The organism is Aquimarina celericrescens (genome assembly GCF_042682765.1).
Taxonomy (GTDB): Bacteria; Bacteroidota; Bacteroidia; order Flavobacteriales; family Flavobacteriaceae; genus Aquimarina; species Aquimarina celericrescens.
Map to the genome: position 1 here is coordinate 246725 of NZ_JBHUHY010000004.1, position 23789 is coordinate 270513.

Consider the following 23789-nt stretch of genomic DNA (forward strand, 5'->3'; position numbering starts at 1 on the left):
CTAAAAACCATCACCTTAATCCTCTTTTCTAGGGAGAGGAAATTTTAAAATTTTTAATCCCATTTCATTAATTTGCTGAATAAAACTCTTGTATTATCTTTTCTGAAGGTTTATTCTGGATTGTAAATCGGTTATTCCTCTTACCGCCGACCTCACCGTGATTATGAAACCATTTCCAAAGAAAACCACCGGCAAACCAGGGTTCTGACCAAAATTCTTCATACAATGCAATTAAGGCATTATTTTGAGCTTCAAAATTGAAATTACCTTCAATTCTATTAGAGTCCCAGGGTTCTTTACCGGTATAATGCACACTGCGATACCCGTACTCTGTAAATAAAACCGGTTTATCTACCTTATTTTGTAGCTTCATGATATCTATTTTATGTTTTTGCCAACCTTCTTTAAGTTCTTCAATACTGGGCGTTTGGCTTTCTGCCACTGGAAAATATGCGTCGATCCCAATATAGTCCAGCTCTTGCCAAAAGGGCGCCTTATCAAACTGATCCCAATTCTCTGCATACGTCAACTTTCCTTTATAGATCGATCTGATCTTCTTAATCAACAAACCCCAAAACTGCGGTCTTGTTTGCACAAATGTGTGCAACTCTGTACCAATACATAGGATAGGAACCTTCATTTCTTGGGCCAACTGTGCATATAGCATCATAAATTCTTCATATGAGTTTTCTAACACTTTCCAATTTTCTTCAGAATCCATATTGATATTTCCCGTAAACTCGCCTCGCCATACCCAAATCTGAGGCTTAAGCATCACTTTAATGCCTTTCTTATTTAGCAGTGCTATCGTTTTTTTTGCTCCCTCTATTCGTTCACCCCACCACTGTCGCTCGACATTAAAAACTACGGTTGGGGTCTCTAAATTTCTCAAAAACCCAAAAGGCATTACTGCAGCCCAATTGGCATTAACTTTTACAACAGGTTCTATTTCTTTTATACTAATTTCATTTGGAGATCCTACAAAACTTACTCCGTTAATCTTCGATTGCTGGCCAGAACAGCCGGAAAAAATAGTGATTAGCAGCAGTAGAAAAAACTTCTTCATTTTCGTTTTTTACTGCTGAAAATACAATTTTATTAGAATACGGCCCTTAATCCTATATTAAATGTTTCGCCCAGACCTGTAGCATCCCCTCTTACAAAGTTTGTGTACAATGCTTCTACGTTCAATTCTTTAGTAAGTTGATATTTTGCTCCTCCTCCCAGAGCTGTAAAATTTTGATCAAAATCGTTTCCTAAATCGATCAATTCTGAATGTTGCGCAAGCACCAATACCGTAAACGTCGAACTAGGAAAATAACTGAAGAATACTCCTGGTGTGAGTCTTAGACTATTATTAGCAAAACTATCTTCTTCATCTCCAAAATTTAGTTCAGAATTCACCTCTCCAAATATTTGGAATTTATTACCCGAAAATGTATGATCGTAGAAAAATCGATTCTGCCAGGTATATCCTTTCTGATCAAGAAATACTCCATCTTCTACTTCATTATCAACTAGTGGTATGAAAAATGAACTTTGTATAGAAAAATTATTTACATTTTTAAGGGGAACAAACTTTACAGAGGGCGCAAACGAGGTGAATCCGGATCTTGCGGTACCTCTTTCACCATCAAACTTAAAAACGTCGAGCGCATCACGATCAGCAATAACACTGGATCTAAATTCGAGGATTAAACCTACATTCCATCGTTTATTACTGCCTACCCCGGTATACGCTTCTAAGGTAGAAGTAAAAAAAGTCTGTCTTGGTATCTCACGTTTTTCGCCACCGGGGCCAAAAAGATCTTCAGTTTCTGTATACAAATTATTGAACCACTTGATATCATATTGGCCTTTACCTATGAGCTTTGATGGGGTTAGCGTTTGTATTACTGATCCTTGTTGATCATTATCCTGTTCTTGAGCAAAACCTATAGTTAAAACAAAAATACTTACTACAGTGAATACAATTTTTTGAGTTTTCATTTTTTTTGAGTTTTTGCATAAGTATCCTTATAAAGTATTCTCTTTGAAGACAAACTTTAAGCCTATACTTACTGAATATTAAATGTTATTGAAGAATTACTTGATTTGATTTAGGCTCCAATCATAAGGATAGTAGGAAACCTTTGCTCCTTCGGGGATTTTTTCTTTTCTGAATGTATTGATATAGTCAATTTCAGATCCGTTTCGGGTGAAATCTTCTTTGTACCATTCAAAAATTTGAGATAATTGAACTTTATTGCCTTTTACTTTGATAAAATCTGGATCGTTTAAAGCTTTTACCGTCTGCCGTTGTAATTGCTTTTCTAGGATTTTGGGTGTATAGGCCTCGGCAATAATGGGAGGACACCCTAATCCTGCACATACCAATACAAAATGAAACCGGGCCTCTTCAGGAAAGTTTTTGCGTAGTATTTTATTCTCCAGGTCATTGAGTGTAAGTTCTTTTCCACCCAGATGATATGTTGTTTTATCAAAAAAACCCTTTATATCCAATGGTGATTTTACCGGATATGCATTCACAATACCTTTTATAACCGCAAGATTATACGCATTGATATAAAATGCCTGATACTCTTTTGCCTGATCTTTTGAGATGCTTAGCGAAGAAGCCATATCTAATAATTGATTTAGAGAAGATGGGTCTTTCTTTATTTCATTATAATTAACCCGCCCATCAGACACGTATGTTTTGAAAAAAGCATCTGCCTGGGTAAAAAAATCTTCAGTGCCTTGAGAAAAACCAAACTGGATGATCAGACTAAAGAATATGACAATTATATTTTTCATGTGTGTATTTTTTTGAATTCTATAAGTAATTATTTTAATATAAGCCGAGTTTCAGATGGTTAAATTATCTTGGTATTGGCCAGTCAGTCGAATGGTAAATAACCAACTTACAAACTATTAACATTTTTATTTTTCTCTTTACTCAATACACTTCACGTTCGAAAAAAAATACACGCCCTTACAAAAACCTTAAGTTTTTAGATTCATTCTAAATTAAAGCTACTTTTTAAGTTCTTATATTTATGATCGACTTATTGATCGAAGCAACCACTTCATCATTAACAAAGACAATCAACAATCATCTTTATGGAACACATTGTAATTATCGGAAATGGAATTTCAGGAGTTACCGCTGCCAGGCATATTCGTAAAATGTCTGACAAAAAAATTACTATCATTTCTGCCGAAACTGATTATTTCTTTTCCCGTACTGCACTTATGTATGTGTATATGGGGCATATGAAATTTGAACATACGCAACCTTATGAAAATTGGTTTTGGGAAAAGAACAATATAGGGCTTAAACAAGGTTTTGTATCCAAAATCAATCATGAAGCAAGCGAACTCATCTTTTCTGACGGAGAGAAACTAACGTATGACCAACTAATAATCGCGGTGGGTTCTAAACCTAACAAGTTTGGATGGCCCGGCCAGGACCTGGATGGTGTTATGGGAATGTATCATAAACAGGATCTTGAAAACCTTGAAAAATATGCCCCTACCAATAAAGAGTGTAAACATGCGGTAATTGTTGGTGGTGGATTAATTGGGATCGAATTAGCAGAAATGTTACGCTCCCGAGATATTCCCGTTACCTTTCTAGTAAGAGAAGAAAGTTTTTGGAATGGCGTTTTGCCTGCCGGCGAAAGTGCAATGATCAACAGGCATATTAAAAATCATCATATCGACCTCAGACTATCATCTAATTTAAAAGAAATTATTGCTGATGAAAATGGAAAAGTAAAAGCGGTCGTCGTTCAAGAAACAGGAGAAGCTATTGATTGTGACGTAGTAGGATTAACAGCCGGGGTTTCGCCCAACATAGATTTCTTACAAGATTCTGGTATCGAATTAGGGCGCGGTGTTAAAGTAAACAGATTTCTTGAAACCAACATACCCAACATTTATGCAATAGGTGATTGTGCAGAACAACATGAAGCTATCGGTTTGCGACGACCCATAGAAGCTGTTTGGTATACGGGGCGTATGATGGGCGAAACGGTGGCACAAACTATCTGCGGAAATAGGATCGAGTACAAACCAGGACATTGGTTTAACAGTGCAAAATTTCTGGATATCGAATATCAAACCTATGGTTGGGTATTTGCTCGACCTAAAAAATACGAAGAACAATTTCACTGGATACACGAAGATGATACTAAATGCATAACCGTTTCATTTCACAAAGAAACTCAAGAGTTTTTAGGAATAAATAATTTCGGAATCAGAATGCGCCATGAAGTTTTTGACCGATGGCTAACTGAAAAAAAAGATATCAACTTTGTCATGCAGCATCTGGGCGAAGCTAATTTTGATCCTGAGTTATATACAAAATATGAATCCGAGATCCTTTCAGCCTTCAAAAAATCACAGCTTCAAACTGCATAAAGTATACTTAGACTTTCGAGGATCGAATAATTTCAAAGACTAAAAAGATAAAAAATGAGCAATAAATTAAATCATAGTATGTCTCTTGCCAGTCCTGAACCCAAAGGACTTAGTACAAAACAAAAAATTGCGTCTGCCATAGGCTTAATCGGACTTTTTATTCTGGTTTTAGCCCTGTTTAATACTACCTTGCCTAACAAACCTGTTTTTCTATCACTTTCTTTAGGTTTGATTACATTAGGTACTATAGTATTCGCCAACGATGCCTATTTAACAAAGCTAGCCGGAATCAAAAATGACGGAGTCTGGTTCAAGTCTATTTCTTCGCGAGGTCTTGTAGGTTGGCTAACCGGTGTAGGGTTAACCGCTTTTTATGTGGTTTTGTATTTTTATGCAGAATTGCTTGGTCTGGGTACAAATGGAGAACCTAATACGGGATTGGTAGCATTATTTGATCCATTGAGCAGGCTGCTTAGTGGTAACCCGGCAAGTCAATGGTTTGTATACGGTACTTTGTATACTATTGCTATTCTGGCCTTTGGTTATAAGTTTATTTTAAAATACAGGCATAATCGATACCAGCAAATTCGTACGGGATCTGTTATGTTTTTTCAGCTGGGGTTTGCATTTTTGATACCAGAGTTTATGGCGAGATTAAATTCAGAGACTTTTTCGTTACCCTACTATGACCTAAAAAACATCTGGCCTTTAAATTATTACAACTTCGAACAGTATAGAATAAACGATTTCTTAAGTGCTGGTAATATAGGACTTGCATTACTAATTTTTGGAGTAGCTTCTATTTTTATCATCACTCCCATCCTTACTTATAAATTTGGAAAACGCTGGTATTGCTCTTGGGTATGCGGCTGTGGGGGGTTAGCCGAAACTGCCGGAGATTCGTTTAGACAACTTTCCAGTAAAAAGCTAAGTGCCTGGAGAATCGAGCGCTGGTTAATTCATACAGTTTTGGTGTTTGTAGTAGTCATGACTACGGCTGTTGTTCATAGTTATTTGGGCGATGACTCTTCTAAATACTGGCTTACCAAAAAGTCATTCCTCATAAGTGTTGCAGCATTTTTAACACTGGTTTTTGCGGGAGTTATGATCTTTAAAAGAAAAGAACTGGCCAAAGATGCACAATACGGGGCTATAGGATATTTCGTAATCCTTGCTGTGCTCTTCGGAATTCACTTTTTGAGCGGCGATGGAAAAATCTTCATTCTTAAGGCTGAAACCTTGAGATCTACTTATGGATTTGCGATTGGTGCGATATTTTCTGGCGTTGTCGGCACAGGCTTCTATCCCATCTTAGGAAATCGTGTCTGGTGTCGATTTGGATGTCCTATGGCTGCCATTTTAGGCTTTCAGCAGCGTCTATTTTCTAAATTTAGAATTACAACCAATGGGGGTCAATGTATTTCATGCGGAAACTGTTCCACCTACTGCGAAATGGGAATCGATGTTCGTTCGTATGCCCAGAAAGGTGAGAATATTGTAAGATCAAGCTGCGTGGGTTGCGGTATTTGTGCTGCGGTATGCCCTAGAGGTGTGCTTAAATTAGAAAACGACAAATTAGACGGTAGAATTAATCCCAACGAAATATTGTTAGGCAATGATGTAGATCTTATGAATTACGTTAATCAAAAATAACCGTCTGTAAGCTACAGAACGCCTTATCTCGACATTGATACGGCGTTTTTAATTTTAGTCACTTTAAAAACTTTGTTAGTATCTCTGGTTAGATTCGTCTAAAAGACGATATAAAGTGATTGTTATGATGCAAAAGTCATTTCTTGTAGTATTAGTAGCTTTTTCAGTAAATCTGACATTTTCTCAAAAAAACTATCATCATAACTATTACCCTAGTGGAAAATTAAGATCAGAAGGTTGGAAATTGGGCGAGGCCAAAGTTAATTTCTGGTATTTTTATCACGAAAATGGTCAAGTATCACATGAAGGACATTTCAAAAATGACCATAAAGATGGATATTGGTATTTTTATTCTACCGAAGGTAAATTGCTTAAGGAAGGGCATTTTATAAACAATAAAGCTGAAAAATGGTGGATTATTTACGATATTGCGGCTCGAATTACGAGAAAGTATCAATACAAAAACAATAAAAAAGAAGGATATTGCTTATTGTATAGAAACCATAAACTTTTTAAAGCTGAACGATACAGTAATGATAAAAAAACCGGCGAGTGGACCGATGTTTTTAGTTTTAAAAGAGATAATCCTAATGCTTCCCTATAAAATATGCCTCCAATAATAAAAGTTATTATCCCTGCTTTTAACGAAGAAGAGTCTATTGCTTATGTGATTAAAGAAATACCAAATATCGTTTCTGAAGTTATCGTAGTGAGTAATAATTCTACAGATACTACTGAAAGTGTTGCAAAAAAGGCTGGTGCGACCGTACTGCAAGAACCTCAAAAAGGATATGGCTATGCTTGTTTGAAAGGTATGGAATATATAGCTTCTAAGGATCCCAAACCTGATATTGTAGTATTTCTGGATGGTGATTATAGTGACTACCCTCAGGAGCTTACCAAGCTTGTCGCTCCTATAGTAAATGACGATATAGACATGGTCATTGGTTCTAGAGTGAAAAGGTTACGCGAATCAGGATCAATGACTTTTCCTCAAATATTCGGAAATTGGTTGGCTACCAGCTTAATGAAACTTTTTTTTAATGCAAAATTTACTGATCTTGGCCCCTTTAGAGCAATTAAATATGACACATTGCTATCCTTGGGTATGGTCGATAAAACCTACGGTTGGACGGTAGAAATGCAATTGAAAGTGTTAAAGAAACGTTATAGCTATACTGAAGTTCCTGTTCGCTACAAAAAGAGAATAGGTGTCTCAAAAGTTTCAGGAACCATAAAAGGTGCTATATTTGCAGGCGTTAAGATTTTAAGTTGGATTTTTAAATATAGCTTTTCATAATGGATATTGCTATCATCATAACCTACACATTGGCCCTATTGATTATATTTATGTATAGTCTGGCCCAACTGAATCTACTTGTTAATTATTTAAAAGCTCGAAAGCAACCCGATAATTCACCCACTTTTGATTTTTCAAAGCAAGAAGAGATTCCCTATGTAACTGTGCAGTTACCTGTATTTAATGAACTGTACGTAATGGATCGTTTATTGGATAACATTGCAGAGTTAGACTACCCAAAAGACAAGCTAGAAATACAGGTATTAGACGATTCTACAGATGAGTCAGTTATCACAACTGCAGCTCATATCAAAAAGCTTCAAGAAACAGGCCTGGATATTCAGCACATACAACGTAAAGACAGAACCGGTTTTAAAGCGGGTGCTCTAAAAGAAGGGTTAAAAATCGCCAAAGGAGATTATATTGCAATTTTTGATGCAGATTTTCTTCCGGGTGCAACATGGCTCATACAGACTATTCCATATTTTAAGGATGAAAATATTGGAGTGGTTCAAACCCGATGGGGGCATATAAACAGGGACTATTCGATGCTTACCAAAATTCAGGCATTTGCCCTGGATTTTCACTTTACAATGGAGCAGGTAGGCCGTAATTATAAAGACCACTTTATTAATTTTAATGGTACTGCTGGTGTCTGGAGAAAAACATGTATCGAAGATGCCGGAAACTGGCAAGGGGATACACTTACAGAAGACCTGGATCTAAGCTACCGTGCACAGCTTAAAAAGTGGAAGTTTAAATATCTTGAAGAGGTAGAAACTCCCGCAGAATTACCAGTGGTGATTAGTGCTGCACGTTCACAACAATTTAGATGGAATAAAGGCGCAGCAGAGAACTTTCAAAAGCTGTACTGGAAATTACTTAGAGATAAATCAGTTCCTTTTAAGACCAAATTTCATAGTTTCTTTCACTTGTTAAACAGCAGTATGTTCTTATTGGTACTGCTTGTGGCAATATTAAGTGTTCCTGTAATGTACATAAAGAACAGCAACCCGATGTTTAGTTGGTACTTCAACGTAATTGCATTTTTTGCATTGAGCACGGTGATATTTTTCTTTTGTTACTGGCATACCTTCAAGAAAATACATGGTAAAGGTTTCTGGAACTTTATGGAATATATCAAAATGTTCTTTACTTTTTTCTCTATTGCAATGGGATTCTCTGTTCATAACTCTATGGCGGTATTAGAGGGTCATTTTGGAAAGAAAAGTGAATTTGTACGTACTCCAAAGTTCAATATTAATACCTTAAAAGACTCTTGGAAAGGTAATAAGTATGTTAGCAAAAATATATCGGGAAACACGATTATAGAAGCGTTATTAATGGCCTATTTTGGTTTTGCTTTGTATAGTGCATTCAAATTACAGGATTTTGGATTATTCCTATTTCATATCATGCTATTCTTAGGATTTGGATTTGTGTTCCTTAAATCGGTTACCTCAAAACTGTAGTAATGTTAGCACAATGGAAACATCATAGATTTTCCATACTCTTCCTTTTTATTGGTGTTCTTTTTTACTGGAGTTTTGCGTATCAGTTGGATCGTACAGATTTTACTAAAATAATAACCCTTTGGGCTGCATTATTTATTGTATCCTATAAAATCATTCAATTCAACCCTAATAACTGGAAACTACTAGCTGCTACCGGATTATTATTTCGATTAGTTTTCCTATTTGCCATTCCTAATTTATCACAAGATTTTTATAGATTTATTTGGGACGGACGAATGTTGCTGGAAGGATATAACCCTTATTTATCGCTACCAGAAGTTTGGATTGCACAAGGAAATGCTCCTATCGCACAAGCGCAAGAATTGTATGTGGGTATGGGAGAGTTAAACGGAAGTCATTATACGAATTATCCCCCTGTAAGTCAGTTATGCTATTTTATCGCCGCTTTATTCGCTGGCAAAAGTATTTTGGGATCGGCTGTGGTATTACGAACCCTCATTATTTTGGCCGATATAGGTACTTTTTTCTTCGGAAAGAAGTTGTTGAAAGCGATGAACCTGCCAGAAAAACAGATTTTTTGGTACATTTTAAATCCTTTCATTATTATTGAGCTTACCGGAAACCTTCATTTTGAAGCGGTAATGATATTTTTCATTATTTGGTCAATATATCTTTTGCATAAAGGATACTGGTACTGGGCTGGGATTATGTTAGGGCTTTCAGTTTCGGTGAAACTAATACCGTTATTGTTTTTACCACTATTCTTTCAGAAGTTTGTGATGAATAAAAATGGAGGGTTCAACAAGTTAAGCCTAACGTTGGGTTTACCAAAATTGATAGGTTTCTACAGTATTGTAGTATTCACCGTTTTTCTGACTTTTGCTCCTTTTTTGTCTGGAGAGTTTTTTCATAACTTTAAAAGAACGATCACACTTTGGTTTCAAACTTTTGAATTTAACGCCAGTATTTTCTTTGTCATTCGCTGGATTGGGTATCAAATCGTGGGATGGAATGTTATTGAAACTGCCGGAAAGATTTTACCTCTGGTGACCATTATCATTCTCTTAGCGTTAACGTTCTTCAGAAAAAATAGAGCCACACCACAACTGATCACTGCAATGGTTCTTGGTATTTGCACCTACTATTTTTTATCGACTACAGTACATCCATGGTATATAGCAGTACCTTTATCGCTTTGTATATTTACCAACTACAAATTCCCGATCGTATGGTCATTTGTGATCATTTTAAGCTATACAGCATATCTACATCCTGATTTTAAAGAGAATTTATGGATGGTAGGATTAGAGTATATTAGCGTTTTTACAGTTTTGAGTTGGGAAATTTACAAAAATACTAAAGCTTCAAAAAGGATGCCTATAACATCTTCAAATTAATTACTTCTTGCTCGGTAAGTTTACGCCAATGACCACGAGGAAGATCTTTTTTGGTCAATCCTCCAAAAATTACTCGGTCTAATTTGATCACATCATAATTAAGATGCTCAAAAAGTTTGTGGATGATGTTATTTTTTGAAGATTGTAATTGCACACCTATTTCATTCTTTGATGCACCTTCTATATATGAGATATCATCAACTTGAATAAATCCTTCTTGAAGTTTGATTCCATTCTTGATCTTTTCAATATCTTCAAATTTCAGATTACGATCCAGCTCTACATGAAAAATCTTACGAATCCCACTTTTATGATGCGTCAATTTCTTTTCAAGATATACATCATTGGTAAATAGTAGTAACCCTGTGGTATTACGTTCTAAGCGTCCTACTGGTTTTAACCTGGCTTTAGAAGCATTTGCTACCAATTGCATAACCGTTTTGGTCTTCTCTGGACTTGTCGTTGTTACAAAACCCTTGGGTTTGTTAAGAAGAATATATTCTTTTTTTTCTGGGGTAATTAAGCGACCGTCAAACTTCACCTCATCGGTTAGCTTCACCTTATATCCCATTTCAGTAATCGGTTTTCCATTTACCCAAACGCTACCTGTTTGAATATACAAATCTGCTTCCCGACGAGAGCAAACTCCAGAATTAGCTACAAATTTATTAAGTCGTATCTCATCAGGATTTGAAATCTTTTTAGGACTATTCTGTACTTTTTTTGCGGGCGTATCCCTTCTCCCAATCGGTTTAACTATTGATTTTCCTTGTCTTTTGCTACTTTTTCCTCCTCGAGAATTATCTCCACGACTCATATCATAAATTTTGTGCAAAGATAATCGATTACTACATACGTTTTACAATTATTCTTTGTCAAACCAAATCGTACTTTGCCGCTGTCTATTTATGTGTAATTGCGTAACGTCTGGCCTCGAATAATGACCCACCGGATCAAAATTTTGGCGCTCTTGCAATACGCGATTAAAATCTAAGGTCTCGATTAAAAGTCCTTCTTTATTCAATACTGGTTCAAGCACCCATTCTCCATCAGGACCTGCTATACAAGATCCTCCATTTCCTAAAATATCAGGAGATTCTTTTAGAATTTCGTCGAGATGAGGCGTAGCACCCGGGAAGTCTTCTTTTCTCATTAAACTAGACACAGAAATAACATAAGATCTTGATTCTCTCGCAATAAAACGCGTAATATCTTTAGTGTTGTAGTCACTACCAGGCCAGACAGCAATGTGTAAATTTTCTCCTTGTCCATATAGTGCCGCCCTGGGTAGGGGCATCCAGTTTTCCCAACAATTTAAGCCCCCAAGGGTAAATGCTTTTAGTGAATGTACAATCAAACCATTTCCATCACCGGGCGACCAGGTTAATCGTTCTTCGTAAGTGGGCTGTAGCTTTCTATGAACCGATTTAATCTCTCCTGCTTCACTAATATATACCAAAGAAGCATATAGGCTATGTCCCCCACGATCTAATGGCCTTTCTATGATACCCAAATAAACAGCAATTTTATGTTTTGCAGCAAGCTCACAAATAGAATCCAAGTCCCCGTTCTCAATAATCACAGCATTTTGGCCATAGTGTGCATGCAATTCTTTTTGAATGGCACTATCAAATTGAGCTCCATCGGTTAGCGATATCCAAAAAGGATATCCGGGCAACAAAGCTTCACCAAACACAATTAACTCAGCATTTTGAGAAACAGCTTCGGTAATAGAGTTTTCAATTTTTTTCAGAGTAGCATTTTTATCCAACCAAACCGGAGAAATCTGTGCAAGTGCAACAGTCAATAATTGATCTTTCATATACGTAATGATAATAAATATTCTTATTTCAGGTATTAGATGCGTTTAGAAAAATCAAATCTTTTGATTAACAAAAAGTTAGCATTTATAAAATTGATTATCCCCCCTTAAACTCAAAAAAATAATGATTTAAAAAAGCATTTCATAACCCTGCCTTAACATAGGGATGAATAAAAAACTAAGTATCTCTAATAATCTGATTCAATTCATAGGGATTCATCAACACATCATCCTTTCTATCTTTATTTCCAGAAAGTAAACATATAAAAAGTATGTTTCATTCAAAGTTTAATTTACGTTAAAACCTATTCATTTTAACTCAAAAGTAATCGTGATAACACATTCTAATAAAGTGGAAAACAGAAAAAATGAGACGCGCTACGCTACATTTGACTTATAAAATTAAAACAAATTACATTTTAAAACTCAAATCTTTAAAACAGAAAAAATGAAAAAGTTAATTGTATTATTTTTTGCTTTAGTATTAGGGTCTGGCCAAGGTTTTGCCTCAAATAACAACCCTATAGAGATGGATGAACACCTTAGAAATGAAGTTGCCCACCTTTTAAAGAACCCAAAAATAAAGGTTGAAAAAGAAGAGCTTACAGCCGATATTCAGTTTACACTTAATCAAAAAGGAGAAATTGTGGTATTAATCGTAGATTCTGAAAAAGATCTTGTAATTGATTACATAAAATCACGACTCAACTATAAGAAGGTAACAATTGAAAAAGTAAAAAACGTAAATAGAATTTACAACCTTACTTTAATTATTAAAAGACCTAAGAATGTTTAGTTGGGTTAGCCACTTTATAATGGATAAAGCAGTCATGATATGATATTATGGCTGTTCTTCCTTTTTTTACCAAAGAATTCTATCCAAAATCATATTAACATCAATAAGAACAATACTTAACGTACCTACAACAATAATTAGCTTTAAAATATTATGCAACCAGACATAATGTATTTTTGCTTTAGACATCCATAGTGCACCTAAAAACAAAAATAGAAGCACTAAACATCCATAAAAATAAAGGTACATAAGACCGATTTCATATCTGGTTAATAATAAATAAATAGGAATCCCGGAAGCTATAATAAAGGCACTTATTATTCGTTTTGAAGCTAATTCTCCGTAAACTACAGGGATGGTTTTATAATTTTGAGCCATGTCCCCTTTTAGGTTCTCCAAATCTTTTACCATCTCTCTAATCATTAGCATTAAAAACAAAAAAGTAGCATGTACAAAAATAACTTCATCAAAATTTTTGTAATAAATAAATACCGCAAAGAATGGGGTGATAGCCAGAATGGAAGCAATCATATTTCCAATAATAGGATATTTCTTCAGTTTGTGGGAATAGAACCAAATTCCGAAGATGTATAGTGAGAAAAAAAGAACTGCCCTAAAAGAAACATAACTTGCCAAGACTACCGAGAGGAAATTTAAAATAAAATATCCCGTTAGCTTTGTTTGTTGACTTACCAAGCGGTCAAGCATAGTTTTCTGTGGTCGATTAATCAGATCTTTCTCTTTATCATAAAAATTATTAATAATATAGCCTGCAGCAATTACCCCAGCAGAAGCTAAAACTATAACAAAAAGATTGGGATCCAGAATGACCCTTCTTAATCGAATATGGGGTGCCAAAATAAAAATAGAGGTAAGATATTGCGCTAAGACAATGATAAGAATATTGTAGCCTCTTACTACAGAAAATAAACTCAATAATTTAAGAAGAATGAGTTTGTTTTTTCTGGTAAGCATAGGAAATGCTTCTTAAAAATTGTAAACAACTTCTAATTTGTAGTCTTTAAGAGAAGCTTGTGCTTTATCAAAATCTTGTGTAAAGCCCAGAATATAACCTCCACCACCAGAGCCACATAATTTCAGATAATAATCATTGGTTTCAATCCCTTTTTGCCATAAACTATGAAATTGTTTAGGAATCATTGGTTTGAAATTATCCAGAACCACATGAGAAAGTTCTTTTATATTCGAAAACAAAGATTTCACGTCCCCTTTTAAGAAATCATCCACACAGGCATCGGTGTATTTTACAAACTGATTTTTGAGCATGCTTCGGAAACCTTCTTGCTTCATGTTTTCCATAAAAATGCTAACCATTGGTGCAGTTTCACCCACGATACCACTATCTAATAAGAAAACTGCTCCCTTTTTGTTCTCAACACTTTGTGAGGGGATTCCTGCTGGTTCTATATTGTCTTTTGAGTGAATAAGAATAGGAAGGCTTAAATAGCTATTTAAAGGATCTAATCCAGAACTGCTTCCGTGAAAGAAAGATTCCATTGCTCCAAAAATCTCTTTAAGCTTCAATAACTTATCCCTTGTAAGATTTTCTAGTACGGTAATTTTATCATAAGCATACTCATCATATACAGCAGCAACCAGAGCACCACTACTCCCTACACCATATCCCTGGGGAATACTACTGTCAAAATACATTCCGGCGTCTATATCTGCACGTAGTTTTTTCAAATCAAATTTTACAACACCTTTACTCTGGATCTCTTCAAGATATTTTGCAAACTCTTTGAGATTATTGTTGGATTTTATAGCTTCCCTATCTGGTGTTTCAGAAACCTTAAGGGCTCCCTTAAAAAAATTATAAGGAATCGAAAGACCTTTAGAATCTTTAATAATACCATATTCTCCAAACAACAATATTTTTGAATAAAACAGGGGTCCCTTCATTATTTTTTGATGTAATTATACCTTATTTGTATTCCGTACTAGGATAAAGTTACAATAATTTTGCACCCAATCCTATTTTATCGCAAATATACTGTCCATTCTGGCAATATGCAACTAACTTGCTGTTAATGAATTCCAAAACCTTTTCTTTTTCTGAATAAGGAAATAGTAAATGCACATTTGCTCCTGCATCTAATGTAAAACATAATTTAGAGCCTGTATTTTTACGATACTCCCAAACTTTATTAATAACAGATAGTGTATTGGGTTTCATTAAAATGAAATAAGGCAAAGAAGTCATCATCATTGCATGAAGGGTAAGTGCTTCACTTTCTACCACTTCGATAAAAGCATCCAAATCACCTGAAGTCAATATTTCTTTAAGTTTGATGCTATTTTCTGAAGCCTGCTCAAAGCGTTTCGCAGCAAATGGATGACCATGCATAAGATCATGACCAACAGTGCTACTGACTTGTTTTTCTCCTTTATCAATTAATAGAATAGTATCCTGATAATCCTCAAAATTTGAATGAATCTCATAAGGAAATTTGATTGCAAATGCGTCATTGCTTCCCTCTATATCATTATGTTCGCCCCAAACGGTAATGGGTCCCTCTAGGCTTCTACATGCGCTTCCAGAACCTAACCGGGCCAGAAATGAAGTCTTCTTAATAAACACTTCATTAGTAATTTTAGGGTGTATCTTTTTCTCTAATTGCATCAAACAAAATGCCAAAGCACTCATTCCGCTGGCAGATGACGCAATCCCGCTACTATGCGGAAATGTATTACTAGTTTCTATCGTAAAGGTATATTGCTTCAAAAAAGGAAGATATTCTTCTATCCTTCTAAAGAAGTTTTTGATTTTTGGCCTAAAATCTGGTTTTAATTTCCCCTCAAAAAAAAGTTCAAAATCAAAATCTTCGGCAATCGTATCTCGCCTTTTATATGTCAGACTTGTCGTGGTTTTACATCCATCAAGCGTAAAACTAATTGAAGTATTTTCAGGAAGCTGCACAGGTCGTTTACCCCAGTATTTCACCAATGCTATGTTGCTGGGCGAGGTGCATGTTATTACTCCTTCAACAGGTAGTTCTGAAATCATAGGCGAAATAAACTCAGGATAGTCCATCATAGTAATACAATATTTTAAAGCAAATATAGGTCGTATAAGCTATTTAGACATATGGGTAGTAAAAATAAATTGCTATTTTAGTACTGCACTAATCTATTTTAATGAAAAAGAGGTTAATTCGTATCAGTATTGCCGTTATGGTATGTCTATTAGTAGGTTTTTTAAGTAGTATCGCTACTCAGACCTCTATTGATACCTGGTATGTTAATTTAAAAAAGCCTTCCTTTACCCCACCTAGTTGGATTTTTGCGCCCGTATGGACTATCTTATATATTATGATGGGTATTGCTGCCGGAATTGTATGGAGTAAAGGCTTTTATCATAAATGGGTCAAAACTGCGTTATATCATTTTGGGTTTCAATTGCTACTCAATGCTGCATGGTCCATTTTTTTCTTTGGATTGCAAAATCCGCTAATTGCATTACTGGATATAATCGCCCTGTTTATCCTGTTGCTATTTACAATTAAATGGTTTACTATTGTAAATAGTATTGCCGCTTACCTACTTATCCCTTATGTTGTTTGGGTTGCTTTTGCGACTGCATTGAATTTTGGAATATGGCAACTAAATTAAATTATTAGAATAAGGAATTTCACTTTTTATGAGTAAAAAAGCAATAGTTTTACAGACTACTCTAGAATTAATAACCAAACAAGGAATCGGTGCTACTTCTCTTTCACAAATCATTAAAGAATCTGGGGTAGCAAATGGTACCGTATATCATCATTTTAAGAATAAAGAAGAAATTATCACCGAGTTATATTTGATGCTCACTCAAGACTTTGGAACGGTAGTGATGCGTAATATACCCGAAGACGATATCAAAAAACAGTTTACTGTAATGTGGTTAAACCTGTTTTACTATTTTGTGAATAATCCGCTCGCTTTTATATTTTCTGAACAAATTGCACGATCTCCAGAAATCCCACAATCCTTAAAAGATAAAGCCAGGGAATATTATCATGAAATTGAAGAATATTTCAAGAAGGGAGTTAAGCAAAAAGTGTTTAAATCCTACAATACGTTAGTTATGGAAGAGCTATTTTTTGGAAATGTGGTCTCCCTTGTAAAAATTCATGAAAACGAACAGATAAAACTTCAGGAAAAGCATATTAATCAAGCTATCGAAATCTCTTGGCGGGGTTTTTTGAAGGATACAACGATTATTTAGATTTTAAATTAATTGTTACACGATCCTAGTCCTACAGTGTAATAACTAAATATTATCAGTTAAAGTCTGTCGAAGACAATTTCGTATGCTATAGATTTAAAACTTCGACAGACTTAGTTTGACAATTATAGATGATTCTTAATTAAATACAATATTTACACAAGATTCTTTATACAAATCTTTTAATACATATTCTATTGCTTTTCTAGCTTCATCAGCCTTTCCGATCTCACTTCCTTTAAACGTAAGTTTTCCGGTATCTCTACTCCAATAAAACTCGTTATTATCAGACTTGATGATTCGCTTATCATCCCTTGAAGTCACCTGAAATGAATCAAATTCCTGGCTGTATTCCAGTCCTGATGGGAAGTACACTTCAGTAACAAATTTTGTAGTTCCTTTTCCATATACATAACATACACATTCTCCAATATCTTTTGCTTCAGAAACCCGTACCATATTGTTTTGTACGATCTTCCACCCAGCATTTACTCGAATCGCGACAACATCCATAAGAATAGTTCCTTTTTCTGCTATTTTCTTATCTATATACGATTCAAAATTAATCACTGCAGAAATAGTTCCTGCTCGTTCCTTTTGCGTCTGAAAAACTATTTTATCCAGAATAAGCTTAAATTTATAATTATCATCATTGATGATATCATCTAATTGAGAAGCAATGTCTTTTTTACTGTAATTCTTCCTGATCAATGCTCCAGATAAATTGACATAGACCGTATTTCCGTTATATTTTTCATCAAATAAATTTAACACATCTTCTTTTTGAGTACCCTGATTTAGCGCATTCATCTTATTAATATAATCCATAAATAACTGTTTTACCGGATCTTTATCCCCAGAAGCATATCCATGATGTAAGTTACTTAATAGAAAAACAAAGAGAAGGAAGTAGGTGATTTTTTTCATAATTAGTGAGGTGCTAGTTTAACTTCTAAATATATAAAATTTTAATGAAAATAACGAATTAAACTAGTGCTATTTATGAATTTGATTTACTTATTTCTAGTAATTTAATGAGGGTTTTTAAATTTCTGGTAGTAGCGCTGCATTTCAGTTTTTTTTCAAAGAAATTATTGTTCAGCTTCGTTTTTCCGTAACCATTGGCGGCAAAAAAATACACTACATTTTTGGTTATCACAAACTCTTCTCCGTCTGAAGATGTGGCAATACACGTTTCTGGATTTATAGTCTCTGGTGCACTGCCTAACAACGTAAAATACATCTTTTTCTCTTCGATTTCCCCACTCATAATTCTTTTAGAAAACGGATTTTTTTGATGGATTGATTTCAATGTCTTTGGAGTAAGCACTAGCACTGGGACATCATATCCAAAGGTTTCCAAAATTCTTTCTTTAATACGATGGCCAAGGAAATCAATATCTTCTTTATCGCTTTTGAAAACAATATTACCACTCTGAATATAGGTGGTTACCGATGTGAAACCAAGATTTTCAAACATAGTCTTCAGATCGACCATTTTGATTTTTTTCTGTCCGCTAACGTTAATTCCCCGAAGTAATGCGATATATGTTTTCATTTTTTATGTTGTACGATATTATTGAAACAATTTTAGGTTTCGTCTCTGTTTAGAAAGAGGATTAAGGTGATGATGTTACATGAACTTCTTTCCCCTCATTACTGAAACAATTTCAGCACAAGCGCTAACCTTCTCCCCAAGGAGCTCTAAATAGCTATTTATTAGCAATTGCCCGTGCAGCAATAAAACCGCTAGTCCAGGCATTTTGAAAATTAAAGCCACCAGTAATGGCATCAATATTTAATACTTCTCCTGCAAAGTATAGGTTCTTATATAACTTACTCTCAAACGTCTTAAAGTTAACTTCTTTAAGGTTAATCCCGCCGGCAGTTACAAACTCTTCCTTAAATGTACTCTTCCCATTTACCTGAAAAATTCCTTGCGTAAGTTCTTCTGATAATCTTTGAAGCTGAATTTTATTTATATCTGCCCAACGCGTATCTTTTTTAATACCAGAAGCTATGATCAAACTCTGCCAGAGCCTTTTAGGCAATTCAAACTGGGCATATGTATATACTTGTTGCTTCGAATAGCTGTTTTTTAATTCTTTCAATTGGTCCAGCACCTCGGGTTGCGAATACTGTGGAAGCCAGTTTACTCTAATTTCAAAATGATAGTCGAATGCATTCAATGCTATGGCTCCCCAGGCTGATAATTTTAAAATGGCAGGGCCGCTCATTCCCCAATGTGTAATTAATAAAGGCCCTTGGCTAATTAATTTTGAGTTTTCGACCTTCACCCTTGCATTGGTTACTACCCCTGGCAAAGCTGCAATTCTTGGATCCTTGATATTAAACGTAAATAAAGACGGAACCGGATTAACAGTTTCGTGTCCTAATTTCTGAAGTAATTTCCAGATTTTTGGATTGCTACCCGTTGCGATCATTAATTTTGTTGTTGTGAAATCCCCTTGACTGGTGTTAACCTCCCAAACTTCATTTTCTTGCTGAAAACTTTTTACGGCATGATTGGTAAGTACTTCGATACCTAATCGATTGGTTTCAGACAAAAAGCAATCAATAATGGTTTGTGAAGAATCTGAAACCGGAAATATTCTACCATCGCCTTCAATCTTTAATTCGATACCGCGCTGACCAAACCAATCCATCGTATCACCAGTCATGAAAGTATGAAAAGGTCCTTTAAGCTCTTTTTCTCCGCGGGGATAATTTTTGCTCAATTCGTTAGGTATAAATTCGGCATGAGTGACATTGCAGCGCCCGCCACCAGACACACGTACTTTAGACAGGACTTCTTTTCCCCTTTCTAGAATGGCGATTTTTAGATCAGAATTATTTTCAGCAACATTGATTGCTGTAAAAAATCCGGCAGCACCTCCACCAACTATAATAAGATCATAGTTCATCATGCAAAATTCGGAAAATCTGTGATGATGGCATCAACATTCCATTTTTTTAATTTGCGAATCATCATTTCTTTATTTACTGTCCAAACATACACTTTATACCCGTATTCTTGTGCAAGAATAACTTCATCTTTAGTTAACGTAAGTATTGGTGGGTGTATTGAAAATGCTTTTAGTTTTTTTGCAACAGGTAATGCCTTGGTAATATTCTCTTCGGTAAGCACCCCTACTTTAAACTTTGAAGAGCTATTTTTTACATCAAACAACTGCGAATGGTCAAAACTAGAGATGATGAAATGATCATAATCCCAATCGGTCTTTTCGATATATTCTTCAACTATTTTCAAGGTTGGTAATGCAGTATCCTTTCCTTTCAATTCGATATTAAGTGTGCATCGCGCATCGACCAGACGCAACACCTCATCCAGGGTCGGTATGAAAAACCCTTCTACGGTTTTAAATTGTTTTAGCTCTTGTAAGGTATAATCGGTAACCTTCCCATGGCCATCAGTTGTTCTGTCTAACGTTTCATCATGAATCACCACTAATTCTCCCGATTTACAACAATGCACGTCTATCTCGATACCGTCTATAGGATGAATTAAAGCTTCTGCGATAGAGGCTAATGTATTCTCTGCTACAAGACCTGCAGCACCACGATGACCGAATATTTTCATTCGCTAAAATTTATATACAAAATTAAACAAATATGTCCCCAGAACCTACAGGATTAACGCTTCGAGGGTTTGTTTATGGCGTGGTATTATACTATTGTTTTGAGAAAACCTTTCCTAGAAAGCGTATTTTGTCGTCCCAGCGCAGGCTGGGATCCAAAATGTATTCAAAGATGGCTATCGGGGGTTTCTTCGATACCAAAATACACCTCCCAATAAAACCAACAACAGCAGTGCTCCCAACACCCAATATAAAGTCAGATCATTTGTAAACTGAATAGGAGCAGTATCCCCAACCAAGTAAAATCCTCCCCAATAAAACGGATGGATTCTATTAATATTGGCGGTTTGCAGGTATTGTAATTTGGCTTGTTGCAATGCCTTGGCTTTGTTCATGCCCTCTTTCAAATTACGATAAAAATACTTCATTAACTCTGGCGTCGTTTGATCAGACACCTCCCAACTACTCAATAACAAACTTTTGGTCCCGGCATATTGAAAAGCACTGCCCAAACTCATGATCCCTTCTCCTTTGGCAATTTTACCCGTACCCGTATTGCACGCGCTCAATACGGTAAGCTCTGCAGGAATATCTAAAGCAAACAACTCATGACCATACAAGAAGTTATCTTCTAAAGTATCTTTAGTTTTTGTAAAATATAATCGTGAATTCTCTGGGCGGTCGTTATCTACTTCGCCATGCAGTGCCAGGTGTAAAATACTATATCGACTGGCATTTTTCTTAAAATTTGATTCTATTGCCTCAGATCCATAATAATACTGCCCATCGATAATCTCAGAAATAGCTCTGATCTCTTTACGGGTTCCCGGTAAATCGTCTCCTGCATCTCTTAACGTGGCCAAACTCATACTTTGGCTGTCGATTACATTGGTACTATCTGAAAATGAAAATGCCAAACACTCTTCCCGTTGTTGGATCTCCTGATTTGTAGGTGTACTATTAAACAATAAATTAACCGAGTTGGCATAGGTAATAGCATAGTCCTTAAGCAGGTACGACAACTCTTTTGGATTGTTTGAGGCATTGTTCTGAGTCAACAACAGATCAAAATTAAGGTACCATAACGGCCCATCGGGTATAATGATGAGTTCATCCCCTGCTAATTGATCGGCAATTGGAGCCATGAGTTGTTGATACAGGTCATGAGCATTTTCTTTATATTTTGTAAGATTTTTTGATGTGATGGTTTTGCGAAAATCTTCTATTTTTTCTTTAAGTTTTGGCGTTACCATCTCTCTAACCGCCAACCTCTCTTTTGATAGTGTAAAAGCATAGGTACTACTATCTGAGGTAAAAAATTCGATTACAGTCTTGTTTTTGGCAAGCTTGTTTTGAATAGCTGCTACCGTACTAATTTTGTTTTTATGTTTAAGTTGGTGGTATTTAGGATAATCTTTTTCTAATACCTCGATTAACGAGTCTTGTCGCCTACTAATATCGAATAATCGACTCTCATAATTGGTAACTTTTACAGAATCCGTTTTTTTAGAAGACAACTCTTTGGTGATTTGGGACCGATAAAAAGCTTGATCTATTCGTAGTTCTTTTTCTAACTCTACCACCTCATTGGGTAGTCCTGCAAAGGCTTTGGCATTGGCATCATTTAATAATTCTTTTAAGGTATTAGCCTTGCTACGTTCTGCATAATAAAAAGCTTGCTCTAGTAATTTTGGATTCTTTTCTATTTTGTATTGTAACAACTGGACTGCAATGGCTCCCTGATAGATTTCTTTGGCCGTTTTGGCAAAAGTAACCTTGTCTTGATAGTTGGTAAAACTTTGGCGGATTTGATTGATAATGGTGTCTGCTTTTTGATAGGTATTTATAGCTTGGTTGAGATTATTTATATTGCTGTTTTGTTTATACAAAGCTTCGTAGGTTTTGGCTTGGCCTTGTATGGAAGATAATAAGATATTATAATTAAAAGATTTATTTTCTGTATTTGGAATAAGATTGGTGTTTATTGCTTTTTCGTAGTTGATTAGTGCTTTTTTGAAATCACTTTTTTTAAAATGGACTTGGGCTATTTTGTTATGGGAGAGCGCTATTTTTGGATGACGCTTTCCGAAAATTTTCAATCGTATTTTTAACGATTTTTGGTGATTCTGTAATGCCAACATAGAATCATCTTTGTTAAAATAAACCATAGCTAAATTTTCAAAAGAATCAGCTATCTCAGGATGATTTCCCCCAAATAGATTTTTCCGTATCATAAGGGATTGCATAAGATATGTTAGCGATTTATTATATTTCTTTTGAATTTGATATAATATACCAATATCGTTATAGGAATATGCAATATCCGAGTGATTTTTATTCAATACTCCTAATCTTATTTTTATTGCTTTCTCATAATACCTCAAAGACTCATCAATATTCCGTTTTAATCTATATATATTTCCAATATTATTGTAGTTAAGAGCTACATAAGGATGATTCTTTCCATAAATAATAAGGTTTATTCTTAATCCTTTTTTTAGGTATAGCAATGCTCTATCATATTCTCCCTTATATTTGTAAACGACTCCGACATTATTATGTAAATTGCCGCTGGATATATTATTCCGTTCACTAATCGTAATTGCTTTTTGATAATAATCTAAAGCAATATCGTACTCCCCTTTTCGTTTATAACAAATACCTATTCTTCCTAACATACGTAATACTTCATTATCATATGCTCCGGGGTTTTTTTTAAATACCCCCAATCCTTTTTCATAATAATTTATAGCCTGACTAAATTCTCCTTTAGCTCTATATACATCTCCAATAACTTCATTAGATTTAGCTATGCTTTTTTCTTTGATGTTCGATTTTATAGCTTGATCTGAAATGGATTTAAAAAGATAAAACAGTGCTTTATCATACTTTTCTTTTCTATAATATGTGAGACCTAAATTAAAATATGATTGAAATATAATTGGATGATCCTTACCAAATTTTTCCTTCCTTATCTTTAAGGATTTTAAATAAAACGAAATATTCTCATCATATTTTCTTTGAAAAAAAAGTACGGTTCCAATATTATCATAAGCAAAAGCTTTTTCTATATTTTCATTTGGCAGATAATAATCACTCAACTCTACTACTT

At 35.0% G+C, this 23789-nt stretch carries 22 protein-coding genes; 9 read left to right on the plus strand and 13 right to left on the minus strand.

Features of this window, described 5'->3' with window-relative positions; translation table 11 throughout:
• Positions 1-67: 67 nt before the first annotated feature.
• From ACFSJT_RS08145 to ACFSJT_RS08155, 3 genes are all read right to left on the minus strand, one after another.
• The gene (locus tag ACFSJT_RS08145) at positions 68-1066 is read right to left on the minus strand and encodes a glycoside hydrolase family 113 (RefSeq protein ID WP_378319758.1); all 999 of its coding nucleotides are present in this window, start codon (positions 1064-1066) and stop codon (positions 68-70) included.
• Positions 1067-1098: 32 nt separating this feature from the next.
• On the minus strand, positions 1099-1989 hold the full coding sequence (locus ACFSJT_RS08150; protein ID WP_378319759.1) for a hypothetical protein: 891 nt from the start codon (positions 1987-1989) through the stop codon (positions 1099-1101).
• A 96-nt stretch (positions 1990-2085) separates the two neighbouring features.
• Positions 2086-2796, minus strand: a complete 711-nt coding sequence (locus ACFSJT_RS08155) for a DUF547 domain-containing protein (RefSeq protein ID WP_378319760.1) — start codon at positions 2794-2796, stop codon at positions 2086-2088.
• 306 nt (positions 2797-3102) lie between these two features.
• Between ACFSJT_RS08155 and ACFSJT_RS08160 the strand changes: the two genes are divergently transcribed.
• The 6 genes from ACFSJT_RS08160 (at position 3103) to ACFSJT_RS08185 (ending at position 10229) form a co-directional block, all read left to right on the plus strand.
• On the plus strand, positions 3103-4404 hold the full coding sequence (locus ACFSJT_RS08160) for an NAD(P)/FAD-dependent oxidoreductase (protein WP_378319761.1): 1302 nt from the start codon (positions 3103-3105) through the stop codon (positions 4402-4404).
• 54 nt (positions 4405-4458) lie between these two features.
• Positions 4459-6057 (plus strand): 4Fe-4S binding protein, encoded by a 1599-nt coding sequence (locus ACFSJT_RS08165; protein ID WP_378319762.1) that lies wholly within the window; start codon positions 4459-4461, stop codon positions 6055-6057.
• Positions 6058-6181: 124 nt separating this feature from the next.
• The gene (locus ACFSJT_RS08170) at positions 6182-6661 is read left to right on the plus strand and encodes a toxin-antitoxin system YwqK family antitoxin (protein ID WP_378319763.1); all 480 of its coding nucleotides are present in this window, start codon (positions 6182-6184) and stop codon (positions 6659-6661) included.
• A gap of 3 nt (positions 6662-6664) precedes the next feature.
• Positions 6665-7357 (plus strand): glycosyltransferase family 2 protein, encoded by a 693-nt coding sequence (locus ACFSJT_RS08175; RefSeq protein WP_378319764.1) that lies wholly within the window; start codon positions 6665-6667, stop codon positions 7355-7357.
• Positions 7357-8829, plus strand: coding sequence for a cellulose synthase family protein (locus ACFSJT_RS08180; RefSeq protein ID WP_378319765.1), 1473 nt, complete (start codon positions 7357-7359; stop codon positions 8827-8829). The genes ACFSJT_RS08175 and ACFSJT_RS08180 overlap by 1 nt, the downstream gene beginning before the upstream one ends.
• A gap of 2 nt (positions 8830-8831) precedes the next feature.
• Positions 8832-10229 (plus strand): MptA/MptB family glycosyltransferase, encoded by a 1398-nt coding sequence (locus tag ACFSJT_RS08185; protein ID WP_378319766.1) that lies wholly within the window; start codon positions 8832-8834, stop codon positions 10227-10229.
• Here ACFSJT_RS08185 and ACFSJT_RS08190 read toward each other — a convergent pair.
• Positions 10210-11046 (minus strand): pseudouridine synthase, encoded by an 837-nt coding sequence (locus ACFSJT_RS08190; protein WP_378319767.1) that lies wholly within the window; start codon positions 11044-11046, stop codon positions 10210-10212. The two genes, ACFSJT_RS08185 and ACFSJT_RS08190, sit on opposite strands and share 20 nt — an antisense overlap.
• Before the next feature lie 48 nt (positions 11047-11094).
• The gene (locus tag ACFSJT_RS08195; protein ID WP_378319768.1) at positions 11095-12051 is read right to left on the minus strand and encodes a carbon-nitrogen hydrolase family protein; all 957 of its coding nucleotides are present in this window, start codon (positions 12049-12051) and stop codon (positions 11095-11097) included.
• 448 nt (positions 12052-12499) lie between these two features.
• Here ACFSJT_RS08195 and ACFSJT_RS08200 point away from each other — a divergent pair, with 448 nt between their 5' ends.
• The gene (locus ACFSJT_RS08200) at positions 12500-12847 is read left to right on the plus strand and encodes a hypothetical protein (protein WP_378319769.1); all 348 of its coding nucleotides are present in this window, start codon (positions 12500-12502) and stop codon (positions 12845-12847) included.
• Between the two features lie 66 nt (positions 12848-12913).
• Here the strand turns inward: ACFSJT_RS08200 and ACFSJT_RS08205 are convergent, their stop codons facing one another.
• The 3 genes from ACFSJT_RS08205 to ACFSJT_RS08215 are packed head-to-tail and all read right to left on the minus strand — an operon-like array spanning position 12914 to position 15902.
• Positions 12914-13822, minus strand: a complete 909-nt coding sequence (locus tag ACFSJT_RS08205) for a geranylgeranylglycerol-phosphate geranylgeranyltransferase (protein WP_378319770.1) — start codon at positions 13820-13822, stop codon at positions 12914-12916.
• A 12-nt stretch (positions 13823-13834) separates the two neighbouring features.
• Positions 13835-14770: a mevalonate kinase family protein gene (locus ACFSJT_RS08210; protein ID WP_378319771.1), complete on the minus strand. Its 936-nt coding sequence runs from the start codon at positions 14768-14770 to the stop codon at positions 13835-13837.
• Positions 14771-14819: 49 nt separating this feature from the next.
• On the minus strand, positions 14820-15902 hold the full coding sequence (locus tag ACFSJT_RS08215; protein ID WP_378319813.1) for a diphosphomevalonate decarboxylase: 1083 nt from the start codon (positions 15900-15902) through the stop codon (positions 14820-14822).
• Positions 15903-16006: 104 nt separating this feature from the next.
• Between ACFSJT_RS08215 and ACFSJT_RS08220 the strand changes: the two genes are divergently transcribed.
• Both ACFSJT_RS08220 and ACFSJT_RS08225 read left to right on the plus strand, forming a co-directional pair.
• A complete protein-coding gene (locus ACFSJT_RS08220) occupies positions 16007-16480 on the plus strand; it encodes a TspO/MBR family protein (protein ID WP_378319772.1) in 474 nt (157 codons plus the stop codon).
• Positions 16481-16508: 28 nt separating this feature from the next.
• On the plus strand, positions 16509-17078 hold the full coding sequence (locus ACFSJT_RS08225) for a TetR/AcrR family transcriptional regulator (protein ID WP_378319773.1): 570 nt from the start codon (positions 16509-16511) through the stop codon (positions 17076-17078).
• A gap of 138 nt (positions 17079-17216) precedes the next feature.
• On the opposite strand, the gene ACFSJT_RS08230 is transcribed toward ACFSJT_RS08225, so the two are convergent.
• The 5 genes from ACFSJT_RS08230 to ACFSJT_RS08250 form a co-directional block, all read right to left on the minus strand.
• Positions 17217-18005 carry a hypothetical protein gene (locus ACFSJT_RS08230; protein ID WP_378319774.1) on the minus strand — a complete coding sequence of 263 codons (789 nt, stop codon included), beginning with the start codon at positions 18003-18005 and terminating at the stop codon, positions 17217-17219.
• A 73-nt stretch (positions 18006-18078) separates the two neighbouring features.
• The gene (locus tag ACFSJT_RS08235) at positions 18079-18636 is read right to left on the minus strand and encodes a DUF1697 domain-containing protein (protein WP_378319775.1); all 558 of its coding nucleotides are present in this window, start codon (positions 18634-18636) and stop codon (positions 18079-18081) included.
• 154 nt (positions 18637-18790) lie between these two features.
• Positions 18791-20005: a BaiN/RdsA family NAD(P)/FAD-dependent oxidoreductase gene (locus tag ACFSJT_RS08240; protein WP_378319776.1), complete on the minus strand. Its 1215-nt coding sequence runs from the start codon at positions 20003-20005 to the stop codon at positions 18791-18793.
• Complete coding sequence (locus ACFSJT_RS08245) at positions 20002-20679, minus strand: glycerophosphodiester phosphodiesterase (protein ID WP_378319777.1); 678 nt, start codon at positions 20677-20679, stop codon at positions 20002-20004. The genes ACFSJT_RS08240 and ACFSJT_RS08245 overlap by 4 nt, the downstream gene beginning before the upstream one ends.
• A gap of 174 nt (positions 20680-20853) precedes the next feature.
• Positions 20854-23778, minus strand: coding sequence for a tetratricopeptide repeat protein (locus ACFSJT_RS08250; RefSeq protein WP_378319778.1), 2925 nt, complete (start codon positions 23776-23778; stop codon positions 20854-20856).
• Positions 23779-23789 lie beyond the last annotated feature (11 nt).